This is a genomic window from Microbacterium sp. zg.B48 (assembly GCF_024623505.1).
Taxonomy (GTDB): Bacteria; Actinomycetota; Actinomycetes; order Actinomycetales; family Microbacteriaceae; genus Microbacterium.
Map to the genome: position 1 here is coordinate 113,879 of NZ_JANJFE010000002.1, position 13,345 is coordinate 127,223.

Sequence of the window (13,345 nt, forward strand, 5' to 3'; positions counted from 1 at the left end):
ATGCACCTCATCGCGGCTCTCGCCGCCTGTGGGGGATGGACGGCCCCAGCCTAGTACGGCGAGGCCGGGCAACCGAGAGCGCGGGCGCCCGGCTCGCACTCGTCAGGGAGCTGTGGTGGGTGTCGGGACGGGCACGGACGAGTCGCTCGGGGCCGGCGTCACGGCCGGCGAACCGCCCGGCGCCGGAGTCGACGTCGGCGCCGGCGAGGTCGAGGAAGAGGGGGTCGGAGTGGGAGCTCCCGGGCCCGACATGAAGTACGCGGCCTGACCGGCGATGACCGCGAGGATCAGGACTGCGCCGCCGATGCCGGCGATGAGGTTGTCGCGCGTGCGTCGCCGCGCCTGCCCCTCGTGGAACGCCCGGCGTGCCTGGTAGACACGGGCGCGTTCCCGCTCCGCACGCGTGTCACGCTGCTTTCCACCCGGCGCCACGGGACCTCCCTCGTTCCCGGGTCGTCCCGGCCGGCTTGATCCTACGGCGCGGGCCGGATCGCCGCCAAACCAGCCACCGCGCCGGAGTCGCAGGGGCCGGTTAGCCTTGATCGGTGACCTCCACCGCGCTCTTCCAAGGGCAGACCCCGCTCGCGGTGCGCATGAGACCGACCTCCCTCGACGAAGTGGCCGGTCAGTCGCACCTCCTGCGCCCCGGCTCCCCGCTCGTGCTGCTGGCGCGGCCGGATGTGTCCACGGGGGCTGCGTCCTCGGTGATCCTGTGGGGACCGCCCGGAACCGGCAAGACCACCCTCGCCCAGGCCATCGCCCGCTCTTCCGGACGCCGCTTCGTCGAGCTGTCGGCCGTGACCGCCGGAGTCCGCGACGTCCGCGAGGTCATGCAGGAGGCGCTGACCCAACGCGACCTGTACGGACAGTCCACCATCCTGTTCCTGGACGAGATCCACCGCTTCACGAAGGCTCAGCAGGACGCGCTCCTGCCTGGTGTCGAGAACGGCTGGGTGGTGCTGATCGCCGCCACCACCGAGAATCCGTCCTTCTCGGTGATCTCTCCGCTGCTGTCCCGGTCGCTGCTGCTGACCTTGCAGCCGCTCACCGACGATGACCTCGGGATGCTGCTTGACCGCGCCGTGGCCGATCCCCGGGGCCTCGGCGGGGCCGTGACGCTGCTGCCGGAGGCCCGTGACGCTCTCGTGCGACTTGCGTCGGGGGATGCCCGCCGCGCGCTGACGGCGCTCGAGGCGGCGGCATCCCTCGCCGAACCTGTCAGCGACGAGGGCGCCGAGCCGGGGGACGAGCCGCACGAGGCCGTCGCGCCCCCGGAGATCACCGCCGACGACGTGTCCAATGCGGTGGACCGGGCCCTGCTCCGCTACGACCGGCAGGGGGACGAGCACTACGACGTGATCAGCGCCTTCATCAAGTCCATCCGCGGGTCGGACGTGGATGCCTCGCTGCACTACCTCGCGCGCATGATCGAGGCGGGGGAGGATCCGCGGTTCATCGCACGACGGCTGATCATCTCCGCAGCGGAGGACATCGGGCTCGCCGACCCGCAGGCTCTGCCGCTCGCGGTCGCGGCCGCCGACGCGGTGCAGTTCATCGGGATGCCGGAGGGACGCATCCCGCTGGCCGAGGCGACCGCATACCTGGCCACCACCGCGAAGTCGAACGCCGCGTACCTGGCGATCGACAAGGCGATCGCGGACGTCCGAGCCGGAGGTTTCGGCCGCGTGCCCCCGCCGCTGCGCGACGCGCACTACCCCGGCGCCAAACGGCTCGGCCACGGCAAGGGCTACCGATATCCGCACGACTCGGACGTGGGTGTGGTCGCACAGCAATACCTTCCCGAGGAACTGGCCGGGCGGCGCTACTACGAGCCCACCAACCACGGTCAGGAACGCGAGGTCCAGGCACGCCTGGACAAGATCCGCCGAATCCTGGGGTCCGGCTCCTGAGCGGGTCCACAGCCCGCACCTGCTAAGCTGGACCGGCTCGAAACCCAGTTTTCGGGTATCTCCTGCCCCCAACACACCTTCGGTGCGCCCCGACGTGCGCCCCGGATGGGAAGGGCAGCAGATACGTCCATGAGTCGCGAAAGACGCGGCCATGTCATTTTGGAAGGACACATCCGTGCCCACGAAGTCCCAGGACCGCCGCAAGGTCCGCCTGTCTCGCGCGCTCGGCATCCCGCTGACGCCGAAAGCCGCCAAGTACCTCGAGAAGCGCCCGTACGCTCCCGGCGAGCACGGCCGCACCAAGCGCAAGCAGGACAGCGACTACGCCGTGCGTCTGCGCGAGAAGCAGCGTCTGCGCGAGCAGTACGGCATCCGCGAGAAGCAGATGCGCAACACCTTCAACGAGGCCCGCCGCACCCAGGGCCTGACCGGTGAGAACCTGGTCGAGCTCCTCGAGATGCGTCTGGACGCGCTCGTGCTGCGTGCCGGTTTCGCCCGCACCACGGCTCAGGCCCGCCAGCTCGTCGTGCACCGCCACATCCTCGTCGACGGCCAGCTCGTCGACCGCCCGTCGTTCCGCGTCAAGCCGGGACAGCTCATCCACGTCAAGGCCAAGAGCGAGGGCACCGAGCCCTTCCAGGTCGCAGCCGCCGGCGGTCACGCCGAGGTCCTGCCCCCGGTTCCGGGCTACCTCGAGGTCGAGCTGGACAAGCTGCACGCACGTCTGCTGCGTCGTCCCAAGCGCGCTGAGGTCCCGGTCACCGGTGACGTCCAGCTCGTCGTGGAGTACTACGCCGCGCGATAGCGCGTTTCTGCAGAAGGGCGCCGGGGAGACCCGGCGCCCTTCTGCATGCGTGCGCGTACACTCGATTCTCGAAGATCGAGCCTGCGAGCGTACCGGCGCACCCCTACGATGGGGGAGTGCCGCGCCTGCGGACGAGGAAAGTGGTGACATGAAAAGCCTGCTGTGGTTCCTGTTCGGCGTGATCGGCGGTTTCGTCGCCGCACATCTCATGAACAAGGACCCCCGCGGCCACGAAGTCCTCGCCGATGTGGACGCTCGCATCACGGAGTTCACCGACCGGATCGGCGACGCCTATCGCGAGCAGGAAGCGCGCTTCTCCGGGATCGTGGACGAGGTCAAGGATGCCGCGAGCGACGCGTACGGCGCCGCGAAGGCATCCGCGGCTGACGCAGTGGACGCGGTGAAGGACGGCGCGACGGATGCGGTCGCAGCCTCTGCGGATGCGGCATCCCGCACCGTCGATGCGGGCGAGTCCGCCGCCAAGAAGCTCACCGACTGATCGACCCGCCCGGCGGTGTCCCCCGATGGGGGACGCCGCCCTTGTTCGAGGATTCCCATGAAAACCGCAGAGCTCGCCGACCGTTTCCTCCGCTATTTCGAGAAGCGCGACCACACCATCGTGCCCTCGGCGTCGCTGGTCACCGATGACCCTGCGCTGCTGTTCACGGTGGCCGGCATGGTCCCGTTCATCCCGTACCTGAGCGGTGTGGTTCCGGCGCCGTACCCGCGTGCTGCGGATATCCAGAAGTGCATCCGCACCAACGACATCGAAGAGGTCGGCAAGACTCCGCGCCACGGCACGTTCTTCCAGATGCTCGGCAACTGGTCGTTCGGCGACTACTTCAAGGAGGGCGCGATCACGTACGCGTGGGAGCTGCTGACCTCCTCCGAGTCGGACGGCGGACTCGGATTCGACCCGAAGGACCTCTGGGTCACCGTCTACAAGGACGACGACGAGGCCGCCCGGCTGTGGCGCACGATCGCCGGCCTGCCCGAGGAGCGGATCCAGCGGCTGGACAAGGACACCAACTACTGGAGCACCGGGCTTCCGGGGCCGGCCGGCCCGTGCTCGGAGATCTTCTTCGACCAGGGTCCCGCCTACGGCGTGGACGGAGGTCCCGCCACCGACGATGACCGGTACGTGGAGATCTGGAACCTCGTCTTCATGCAGTACGCGATCGACGACGTCACCTCGAAATACGACTTCCGCATCGTCGGCGAGCTCCCGCAGAAGAACATCGACACCGGCATGGGGCTCGAGCGGATCGCGTTCATCAAGCAGGGCGTGCAGAACATGTACGAGACCGACCAGGTGCGGCCGGTGCTCGATCTGGCATCCGAACTGAGCGGGCGGCGCTACGGAGCGGACCACGGGGACGACGTGCGCATGCGCATCATCGCCGACCACGTCCGCTCCTCGCTGATGCTGCTCGCCGACGGCGTGACCCCCACCAACGAGGGGCGCGGCTACATCCTGCGCCGTCTGATGCGCCGCGGCATCCGCTCGATGCGCCTGCTCGGCGTGGACGGGCCGACCTTCCCGGAGCTGTTCGCCGCGTCGCGCGACGCGATGAAGGACGTGTACCCCGAGCTGGAGACGGAGTATGCGCGGCTGTCCGCGTACGCGATCGCCGAGGAGGAGACCTTCCTGCGCACCCTGGCGGCGGGGACCACGACCCTGGACCTCTCGGTCGCCGAGACCAAGAAGTCCGGCGGCACCACGATCGCAGGCTCCGAAGCCTTTCTCCTGCACGACACCTACGGCTTCCCGATCGACCTCACCCTCGAGATCGCCGAAGAGGCCGGACTCACGGTCGACCGCGCCGCGTTCGACACGCTCATGCTGGAGCAGCGTACGCGGGCCAAGGCGGATGCCCGTTCCCGCAAGCGCGCTCTGGCCGACCACGGCGTCTACCGGGAGTTCCGCGCCAAGGGCGAGACGGTCTTCACCGGGTACACCGACCTGGAGACCGAGTCCACGATCCTCGGGCTGCTCGTCGACGGCGTGTCCGTGGACCGCGCGACGGCCGGCCAGATCGCCGAGGTGATCCTCGCCGACACGGCGCTGTACGCGGAATCCGGCGGCCAGGTCGCCGACAAGGGCATCATCGTCGGCCCGGGGTACGAGCTGGACGTGCTCGACGTGCAGAAGCCGGTGCCCGGCCTGATCAGTCACACCGTCCAGGTCACCTCCGGCGACGTGGGCGTCGGCCAGCCGGCGACATCCGTCGTGGATGCCGTCAACCGCCGGGCCGCGCGTCAGGCGCACTCCGCGACCCATCTGGTCCACGCCGCCCTGCGGGACACGCTCGGCAAGAGCGCCACGCAGGCCGGCTCGCTCAACCGCGCCGGGTACATGCGCCTGGACTTCACCTGGGGCCAGGCCCTGTCGCCGGAGACGCGCACCGAGATCGAGGAGATCGCGAACAACGCCGTCCGCGACAACCTCGAGGTGACCACGCGGGTGGTGTCCCTCGACGAGGCGAAGTCCCTCGGCGCGATGGCCCTGTTCGGCGAGAAGTACGGTGACACGGTGCGCATGGTGGACATCGGCGGCCCCTGGTCGCGTGAGCTGTGCGCGGGAACCCACGTCTCCTCCAGCGCAGAGATCGGGCTGGTGAACCTCGTCGGCGAATCCTCGGTCGGCGCCTCGAACCGTCGCGTCGAGGCGCTGGTCGGGCTGGATGCGTTCCGCGACCTCGCCGCCGAGCGGGCCATCGTCTCGCAGCTCACCTCCACGCTGAAGACCCCGCGCGACCAGCTGCCCGCGCGCATCGCCGAGCTGACCGCCAGCCTCAAGGCGGCGGAGAAGCGGATCGCCGCCTTCGAGTCCCGTGCACTGACCGAGCGCATCCCGGCCCTGGCCGCCAACGCCGAGACGGTGGGGCCGCATCGGGTGGTCGCCGAGACGATCGGCACAGTCTCCTCGGCCGATGACGTGCGGTCGTTGGCCCTCGGCGTGCGCGACCGGCTCGGCACCGAACCCGGCATCGTCGCGATCGGCGCCGAGGTCGGCGGCCGGCCTGTGGTGCTCGTGGCCACCAACGAGGCGGCCCGCCAGGCCGGTGCACGCGCCGGAGCGCTGGCCAAGGTCGCCGCGACCGCTCTCGGCGGCGGTGGGGGTGGCCGCGATGACGTCGCCCAGGGCGGCGGCACGGACGCGACGGCCCTGCCGGCCGCACTGAACGCCGTCAAGGCCGCGCTCGGGTCCCGGTGACGGACTTCAGGCGGGGGGTGCGGCTCGGCATCGATGTCGGCCGCGCGCGGGTCGGTGTGGCACGCTGCGACCCGGACGGGATGCTCGCGACTCCGGTGGAGACCGTTCCCCGCAACGAGGCGTCGATTCCGCGGATCGTCGCGCTTGCCGGGGAGCACGAGGCGCGCGAACTCCTGGTCGGGCTACCGCTGAACATGCGCGGCGAGGACACCGCCTCGACCACGGACGCGCGAGCCTTCGCGGCGGACCTGGCCGCGGCATCCGGCCTGCCGGTCCGCCTGGTCGACGAACGGCTGAGCACGGTCTCTGCGCACGCTGCGCTGAGAGACTCGGGTAGAACCCAGCGTTCATCTCGTAGCATTGTTGACCAGGTCGCCGCCGTCGTTCTCCTCCAGCAAGCACTCGATGTCGAGAAGAGCACGGGACGACCGGCCGGATCACCCGTTCCCCCGGCCCAGGAGCCCACCTGACATGCCCGAAGCGAAATCGCCGTTCGATGATCCGTTCGCGGACCTGTTCGGCAAACTCCCCGATCCGCGTGAGCGACGTGCGTCGGGCGAGGACGCCCCGCGCGGCACCTCCGAACCCCTGACGCCGACCGGCGGACACACCCCGGCAGGGGGTCGCCCGCTCTCTCGCCGCGAGGCCCGCGAGGCAGCCGCACGCCAGGCCGCTGCGCACAGGGTTCCCGCGGAGGACCCGCGGACCGCGACCCGCGCGAAAGCTCCCGCCCCCGCGGCACCATCGGCCGCCGCGCCGGCAGCGCGGTCCGTGCCGGCAGCGTCCGCCCTCTCCTCCCCTTCCGTGCTGCCGGTCGACGACGCGGACGACTGGCCCGTCGCCGCCGGCGCGGCAACCCCGCCGCCGTACAGCCGGAGCGGCGAGTCCGCTGCCCCCCGCCCGGCGGCGACCGCGACATTGGAGGACCTCTTCACCGGCGAGCAGAGGACCGACAGCCTCGGGCAGGAGCCGCCGTCGGGCAAGCGGCGCAAGCGCCGCACCGGCGCATGGATCGCCCTCGGGGTCGTCCTGGTCCTGCTGGGCGGTATCGCCGGAGCGGGGCTGTGGGTCTGGAACACGTATGAGCCGCAGATCCGCGAGGTGATGGGCTGGCAGGAACCGAAGGACTTCGACCCCGGCCTGGCCGACGGCGAGGCGTTCGTGACGATCGCCTCCGGCGACACCGGCGCGCCGATCTCCCAGAGCCTGTTCGACGCGGGCGTGACCAAGACACCCGGCGCCTTCTACGACTACCTGATCGACACCGGCCAGAATCCGCCCTTCGTCCCGGGCGTGTTCAAGCTGCAGAAGCAGATGACCTCGGCCGCCGCGCTGGAAGCGCTGCTGAATCCCGCGAACAAGCTGGAGAACAGCGCCCAGCTCCGCGAGGGGCTGACCGTGGAGCAGTCGCTGCCGATCCTGGCCGAAGGCACCGGGCTGCCCGTCGAGGACTTCCAGGCGGCGGTGGCCAACCCCGCGGACTACGGCGTTGCGGCGGACAGCCTCGAAGGATGGCTGTTCCCCGCGACGTACACGTTCGACCCCGGTGCCAGCGCGCCCGAGATCATCAGGACGCTGGTCGATCGCACCGTGCAATCCCTGGATGCCGCGGCGGTGCCCGTCGATGACCGGCAGCGGGTGCTGACGATCGCCTCGATCATCCAGCGCGAGGCGCGCTTCGAGGCGGACTTCTACAAGGTCTCCCGCGTGATCCAGAACCGTCTGTCCCCGGACAACCAGCAGACCTTCGGAAAGCTCGAGATGGACTCGACCGCCCAGTACGGGTACGGCGAGGCGGACGGCACGGCCAGCACGTCCGAGGAAGCGCAGTTCAACGACAACCCGTGGAACACGTATGTGCACCCCGGCCTGCCGATCGGACCGATCTCCAACCCGGGTGACACGGCCATCGACGCCGCGATGCACCCGGCCGACGGCGACTGGCTGTACTTCGTGACGGTCAACCTCGACACGGGTGAGACGGTCTTCACGTCGAACCTCGCGGATCACAACCGTGCGGTCGCCCAGTGGCAGGCGTGGTGCAGCGAGAACCCCGATTCGGGATGCTGAAACCCGACGCCACGCGCCTGGAAGTATGGGGCGACCCCGTCGCCCACAGCCGCTCGCCTCAGCTGCACGCAGCGGCCTACCGCGCACTCGGGCTTAACTGGACCTACGAGCGGCGCCGCGTCACCGCCGCAGCCTTCACCGGAGAGCTGGCCGGGCTCTCCGACCGCTGGCGGGGCCTGTCGCTGACGATGCCGCTCAAAGGGCAGGCCTTCCACGCCTCCGCCCAGCGAGACCGCCGCGCGGAACTGACCGGAGCGGTCAACACGCTGCTGCTGACCGACGACGTGCCCCGCGGATTCAACACGGACGTCGGCGGGATCGTGCGCGCGCTCGGCGACGAGGGCGTCCACGAGGTGGACCGCGGCCGCATCGTCGGCGCCGGAGCCACGGCGATGTCGGCTCTCGTCGCGCTCAGCGAGCTCGGCGCAGACCGTGTCGAGGTCGTCGCGCGGCGCCCCGCAGCGGTTGCGCCGCTCGCCCGGCTCGGGACGACGCTCGGCCTCGAGGTCATCGGCGTGTCCTTCGACGCGCCCGTCCACACCGACGCGACGGTCACGATCGCCACCCTCCCCGGCGACGCCGAGGTGCCCCCCGCCGCTGCGGACGCGCTGGCCCGGTCCGGCGGCCTCCTGTTCGACGTCGTGTACGGCCACTGGCCCACCGTCCTGGCGTCCGCGTGGGAGCGCGCCGGCCGTCCGGCGACCTCCGGGCTGGGGATGCTGCTGCATCAGGCCCTCCTTCAGGTGCGCGTCTTCGTCACCGGGGGCACCGAGGATGCCCTCGAGGGCGAGAGCCTGGTGCTCGCCGAAATGCACTCGGCCGTCGTGGGAGACTAGGGGAATGCTCCGCGTGCTCACGGCCGGTGAATCCCACGGCCCCGAACTGGTCGCCATCATGGAGGGTCTGCCCGCCGGCGTCCCCGTGTCGCGCACCGCGATCCAAGCCGACCTCGCCCGCAGGAAGCTCGGCTACGGCCGCGGCTCGCGCATGAAGTTCGAAGAGGACGAACTCACGATCTCCGGCGGCGTCCGGCACGGGTCCAGCCTGGGCAGCCCCATCGCGCTGCGGATCGGCAACACCGAGTGGCCCAAGTGGGTCGAGGTGATGAATCCCGATCCGGTCGATCTGACCGACATGTCCCGCGGACGCGGCGCCCCCCTGACCAGGCCCCGGCCCGGCCACGCCGACCTGGTCGGCATGCAGAAGTACGGATTCGACGAGGCGCGTCCGATCCTCGAGCGCGCCAGCGCCCGGGAGACCGCCGCGCGCGTCGCGCTGGGAGCGATCGCGCGGGCATTCCTGGCCGAACTGGGCATCCGGCTGGTCAGTCACACGCTCTCCATCGGTCCGGTCCGCGTCCCCGAAGACGCGCCGCTGCCCACCCCCGACGACGTCGGGCAGCTCGACGCCGACCCGCTGCGCTGCTTCGACCCGGCCACTTCCGCCCTCATGGTCGAAGAGGTCGACGACGCGCGCAAGGACGGCGACACGCTCGGCGGCATCGTGGAGGTGCTCGCCTACGGCCTCCCGCCCGGGCTGGGCTCGCACGTGCACTGGGACCGCCGCCTGGACGCCAAGCTGTCGCAGGCGCTGATGAGCATCCAGGCGATCAAGGGCGTCGAAGTCGGGGACGGATTCCTCACCACCACGCGGCGCGGATCCGCCGCCCACGACGAGCTGTTCGCCACCGAGCGGGGCATCACCCGCTCCAGCGACCGCGCCGGCGGCATCGAAGGCGGCATGTCCACCGGCACCGTCCTGCGCATCCGCGCCGGTATGAAGCCGATCGCCACGGTGCCGCATTCGCTGCGCACCATCGACGTCGCCACCGGCGAGAGCGCTTCGGCCCATCACCAGCGATCCGATGTCTGCGCGGTTCCGGCTGCGGGCGTCGTCGCCGAGGCGATGGCCGCCCTCGTCCTGGCAGAAGTGGTGCTGGAGAAGTTCGGCGGGGACAGCGTCGCCGAGACGCGACGCAACCTCGAGGGATACCTGGCCGCCATCCCGGAGACCCTGCGCACGCGCAGCACGAGCGATCCCGCGCTCATCGAGCATGACCTCGCCCGATAGCGCGATCGTCCTGATCGGACCGATGGGTGCGGGCAAGACCAGCGTGGGCCGCCGGGTGGCACGCGCGCTGGGGCAGACCTTCACCGACACGGACAAGGCGATCGTGCGCGACCACGGGCCGATCCCTGAGCTCTTCGACCGCTTCGGCGAGGCGCGCTTCCGTGAGATCGAGCGGACGGCCGTCTCGGAAGCCCTGGCCCACGGCGGCGTGGTCGCCCTCGGCGGTGGCGCCATCCTGGACGCCGACACCCGGGCGGATCTGTCCGCGCATCGGGTCGTGCTGTTGACGGTCTCGCCGCACATCGTGGCCGCCCGCCTGCACGGCAGCGACCGGCCCCTGCTGGCCGACGCCGATCCGCTCGCCCGCTGGCAGCGGATCTTCGCCGAACGCCGCGGCCTGTACGAGGAGGTCGCCGACGTCACCTTCGACACCTCCTCGGGTCCGCTGGCCGCCGTCGTCGCCGCGATCGCGGCGTGGGCGCAGAACACGCAGAGCGCCGAGGAGGACGCATGACCGAAACGACCACCATCTCCGTGTCCGGGGACGCAGGCTACGACATCACCATCGGGCGCGGCATCCTCGACCTGGTCGGTGCCGCGCTGGATCCCGCAGTGCGCAAGGTTCTGGTCGTGCACCCGCCGACCCTGGGCGCCGCCGCCGCGGAGCTGCGCGAGCGGCTGATGGCGGAGGGCGGCCGTGAGGTGCTGCTCGCCGAGATTCCGGACGCCGAGCAGGGCAAGCGCGTGGAAGTGGCCGCCTTCTGCTGGCAGGTGATGGGGAAAGCAGACTTCACCCGCACGGATGCCGTCGTCGGATTCGGCGGCGGAGCGGTCACCGACCTGGCCGGATTCGTCGCGGCCACCTGGCTGCGCGGCGTACAGGTCGTCCAGGTGCCCACCACGGTGCTGGGTATGGTCGACGCCGCCGTCGGCGGCAAGACCGGCATCAACACGGCAGAGGGCAAGAACCTCGTGGGCGCCTTCTGGTCGCCGCGGGCCGTGGTCTGCGACCTGAGCACGCTGGAGTCCCTCTCGCCCAACGAGGCGGTGGCCGGCTTCGCCGAGGTCGTCAAGGCGGGGTTCATCTGGCATCCGGAGATCCTGGACATCATCGAGGCCGACAGCACCGCCGCAGTGGATCCGACCAGCGACTCCTTCCGGCGCTGCATCGAACTGGCGATCGGCATGAAGGCCCACGTCGTGGGGGAGGACTTCCGCGAAGGCGGCCTTCGCGAGGTGCTCAACTACGGCCACACCCTGGGCCACGCCATCGAGCACGCCGAGCGCTATCGCTGGCGTCACGGTGCAGCGATCTCGGTGGGCATGATGTACGCCGCCGAACTGTCACGTCTGGCCGGACGCCTGCCGGATGCCGCGGTCCAGCGTCACCGCGACGTCCTGGAGCTGCTGGGTCTGCCCACCACGTACCGTGCCGGCGCGTGGCCGCAGCTGCTTGCCACCATGCAGCGCGACAAGAAGAGCCGCGCCGGCATGCTGCGCTTCATCGTCTTGGACGACATCGCGCGGCCGACGGTGCTGCGAGCGCCGGACGAGTCGCTCCTGTTCGCCGCCTACCAGGAGGTCGCAGGCTGATGTCGGCGAACCTTCCCCGCCGTCTGCTGCTGGTGAACGGACCGAACCTGAACCTGCTCGGCACGCGCGAGCCGGACGTCTACGGATCCCAGACACTCGCGGACGTCGAGCAGCTCACCGCGGCGACCGCGGCCGCGAGCGGCTTCGACATCCGTGCGGTGCAGAGCAACCACGAGGGGGTCCTGATCGACGCGATCCACGCGGCGCGGCAGGACTGCGCGGGAATCATCATCAATCCAGGCGGCCTGACGCACACCTCGGTCGTGTTGCGCGACGCGCTGTCGGCCGTTGCGCTGCCGGTCGCCGAAGTGCACATCAGCAACGTCCAGGAACGGGAGGCCTTCCGGCATCACTCCTACGTCGCGGATGTCGCCGTCGTCCACGTGATCGGCGAGGGCGTGGCGGGGTATGCGAGCGCCACGAGGCGCCTGATCGAGGTCCTCACCGGGCAGGCGGACGGCTGAGACCTGCCCGCCCCCGCCGAATCCCGTAGAATCGATCGTCGGCAACTACCGGCCGCGGTTCCTGAGCTAGGCGAAGGGCGGCGACCTCGCCTCGGCGCTTGCGCCCCGTGCCCCTCACGATCGGAATCACCCAGTCATGGCATCCACCGCAGACATCAGAAACGGCGTCGTCCTCAGCATCGACGGACAGCTGTGGAACGTCATCGAGTTCCAGCACGTCAAGCCCGGCAAGGGCGGCGCATTCGTGCGCACCAAGTTGAAGAACGTCGTCTCCGGCAAGACGGTGGACCGCACCTACAACGCCGGTGCGAAGATCGAGATCGAGAACGTCGACCGCCGTGACTTCACGTACCTGTACAACGACGGCGAAGGTTTCGTGTTCATGGACGTCGCCGACTACGACCAGCTGACCGTCCCCGCGAGCGTCGTCGGCGATGCCGCGAACTTCCTGCTGGAGAACCAGCAGGTCCAGATCGCGCTGAACAACGGCAATCCCCTCTACGTCGAGCTCCCGGCATCCGTGGTGCTGGAGATCACCTACACCGAGCCCGGCCTGCAGGGCGACCGGTCATCGGCCGGAACCAAACCCGCCACCGTCGAGACCGGCTATGAGATCCAGGTCCCGCTGTTCCTGGAGACCGGCACGAAGGTCAAGGTCGATACGCGCACGGGCGACTACCTCGGTCGCGTCAACTAGCGCGGGCGAGCTTTCTTCTGATGAGCGCCCGCACCAAGGCGCGCAAGCGTGCCCTCGACATCCTGTTCCAGTCCGACGTTCGCGGCGACGACCTCGCCGTCACCCTCGCCGCCGAGGCGACGCGAGCCGCGAACGAACCCGCCCGCGAGTCCTCGTGGCTGTATGCCCGCGAGATCGTCGACGGCGTGATCGACAACCGCGACGAGATCGACGAGCAGATCAGCACCTTCGCCAAGGACTGGTCTCTGGCCCGAATGCCCGCCGTGGATCGCGCTCTGCTGCGGATGGGCGTCTGGGAGATCCTGTACAACGACGAGGTGCCCACCGCCGTCGCGATCGATGAGGCCGTCGACCTGGCCAAGGAATTCTCCACGGACGACTCCGGCGCCTTCGTGCACGGAGTGCTCGCGCGGATCGCCCGCTCGTCCTGATCGGGGCGTCCGATCCGCCGCCGCACAGCCGGCCCGCAGGAGCGCCGCAGGGTCGCACCGTAGAATCGGGGCGTTCACAAGACGACGT

At 70.2% G+C, this 13,345-nt stretch carries 14 protein-coding genes; all 14 read left to right on the forward strand.

The window, feature by feature from the left end; all coding sequences use genetic code 11:
- The first annotated feature begins 115 nt into the window (after positions 1–115).
- Entirely contained in the window at positions 116–268 is a 153-nt protein-coding gene (locus NQ152_RS00565; RefSeq protein WP_257522649.1) for a hypothetical protein, read from the forward strand.
- A gap of 325 nt (positions 269–593) precedes the next feature.
- Positions 594–1,910, forward strand: a complete 1,317-nt coding sequence (locus tag NQ152_RS00570) for a replication-associated recombination protein A (RefSeq protein WP_257522803.1) — start codon at positions 594–596, stop codon at positions 1,908–1,910.
- A 175-nt stretch (positions 1,911–2,085) separates the two neighbouring features.
- Positions 2,086–2,715: a 30S ribosomal protein S4 gene (gene rpsD, locus NQ152_RS00575; RefSeq protein WP_257503733.1), complete on the forward strand. Its 630-nt coding sequence runs from the start codon at positions 2,086–2,088 to the stop codon at positions 2,713–2,715.
- Positions 2,716–2,863: 148 nt separating this feature from the next.
- Positions 2,864–3,214, forward strand: a complete 351-nt coding sequence (locus NQ152_RS00580) for an ATPase (RefSeq protein WP_257503732.1) — start codon at positions 2,864–2,866, stop codon at positions 3,212–3,214.
- Positions 3,215–3,271: 57 nt separating this feature from the next.
- The gene (gene alaS, locus NQ152_RS00585; protein WP_257522650.1) at positions 3,272–5,932 is read left to right on the forward strand and encodes an alanine--tRNA ligase; all 2,661 of its coding nucleotides are present in this window, start codon (positions 3,272–3,274) and stop codon (positions 5,930–5,932) included.
- Positions 5,929–6,402 (forward strand): Holliday junction resolvase RuvX, encoded by a 474-nt coding sequence (gene ruvX / locus NQ152_RS00590; RefSeq protein WP_257503730.1) that lies wholly within the window; start codon positions 5,929–5,931, stop codon positions 6,400–6,402. The genes alaS and ruvX overlap by 4 nt, the downstream gene beginning before the upstream one ends.
- Before the next feature lies 1 nt (position 6,403).
- Entirely contained in the window at positions 6,404–8,002 is a 1,599-nt protein-coding gene (mltG, locus tag NQ152_RS00595; RefSeq protein WP_257522651.1) for an endolytic transglycosylase MltG, read from the forward strand.
- On the forward strand, positions 7,996–8,838 hold the full coding sequence (locus tag NQ152_RS00600; RefSeq protein ID WP_257522652.1) for a shikimate dehydrogenase: 843 nt from the start codon (positions 7,996–7,998) through the stop codon (positions 8,836–8,838). Before mltG ends, NQ152_RS00600 begins: the two co-directional genes overlap by 7 nt.
- A gap of 4 nt (positions 8,839–8,842) precedes the next feature.
- Complete coding sequence (gene aroC / locus NQ152_RS00605) at positions 8,843–10,072, forward strand: chorismate synthase (protein ID WP_257503727.1); 1,230 nt, start codon at positions 8,843–8,845, stop codon at positions 10,070–10,072.
- On the forward strand, positions 10,056–10,586 hold the full coding sequence (locus tag NQ152_RS00610) for a shikimate kinase (RefSeq protein WP_257503726.1): 531 nt from the start codon (positions 10,056–10,058) through the stop codon (positions 10,584–10,586). Before aroC ends, NQ152_RS00610 begins: the two co-directional genes overlap by 17 nt.
- Positions 10,583–11,665 carry a 3-dehydroquinate synthase gene (gene aroB, locus NQ152_RS00615; RefSeq protein ID WP_257522653.1) on the forward strand — a complete coding sequence of 361 codons (1,083 nt, stop codon included), beginning with the start codon at positions 10,583–10,585 and terminating at the stop codon, positions 11,663–11,665. Before NQ152_RS00610 ends, aroB begins: the two co-directional genes overlap by 4 nt.
- Positions 11,665–12,129, forward strand: a complete 465-nt coding sequence (gene aroQ, locus NQ152_RS00620) for a type II 3-dehydroquinate dehydratase (protein ID WP_257522654.1) — start codon at positions 11,665–11,667, stop codon at positions 12,127–12,129. Before aroB ends, aroQ begins: the two co-directional genes overlap by 1 nt.
- Before the next feature lie 136 nt (positions 12,130–12,265).
- Positions 12,266–12,826, forward strand: coding sequence for an elongation factor P (efp, locus tag NQ152_RS00625; RefSeq protein WP_257503723.1), 561 nt, complete (start codon positions 12,266–12,268; stop codon positions 12,824–12,826).
- Between the two features lie 20 nt (positions 12,827–12,846).
- Positions 12,847–13,257 carry a transcription antitermination factor NusB gene (nusB, locus tag NQ152_RS00630; protein ID WP_257503722.1) on the forward strand — a complete coding sequence of 137 codons (411 nt, stop codon included), beginning with the start codon at positions 12,847–12,849 and terminating at the stop codon, positions 13,255–13,257.
- Positions 13,258–13,345 lie beyond the last annotated feature (88 nt).

Bases quoted from the DNA above. Each gene is read 5' to 3' on its own strand.
- aroB (WP_257522653.1), top strand. From the start codon at position 10,583: ATGACCGAAACGACCACCATCTCCGTGTCCGGGGACGCAGGCTACGAC.
- aroQ (WP_257522654.1), top strand. From the start codon at position 11,665: ATGTCGGCGAACCTTCCCCGCCGTCTGCTGCTGGTGAACGGACCGAAC.
- nusB (WP_257503722.1), top strand. From the start codon at position 12,847: ATGAGCGCCCGCACCAAGGCGCGCAAGCGTGCCCTCGACATCCTGTTC.
- mltG (WP_257522651.1), top strand. From the start codon at position 6,404: ATGCCCGAAGCGAAATCGCCGTTCGATGATCCGTTCGCGGACCTGTTC.
- NQ152_RS00600 (WP_257522652.1), top strand. From the start codon at position 7,996: ATGCTGAAACCCGACGCCACGCGCCTGGAAGTATGGGGCGACCCCGTC.
- aroC (WP_257503727.1), top strand. From the start codon at position 8,843: ATGCTCCGCGTGCTCACGGCCGGTGAATCCCACGGCCCCGAACTGGTC.
- NQ152_RS00580 (WP_257503732.1), top strand. From the start codon at position 2,864: ATGAAAAGCCTGCTGTGGTTCCTGTTCGGCGTGATCGGCGGTTTCGTC.
- NQ152_RS00570 (WP_257522803.1), top strand. From the start codon at position 594: ATGAGACCGACCTCCCTCGACGAAGTGGCCGGTCAGTCGCACCTCCTG.
- alaS (WP_257522650.1), top strand. From the start codon at position 3,272: ATGAAAACCGCAGAGCTCGCCGACCGTTTCCTCCGCTATTTCGAGAAG.
- NQ152_RS00610 (WP_257503726.1), top strand. From the start codon at position 10,056: ATGACCTCGCCCGATAGCGCGATCGTCCTGATCGGACCGATGGGTGCG.
- efp (WP_257503723.1), top strand. From the start codon at position 12,266: ATGGCATCCACCGCAGACATCAGAAACGGCGTCGTCCTCAGCATCGAC.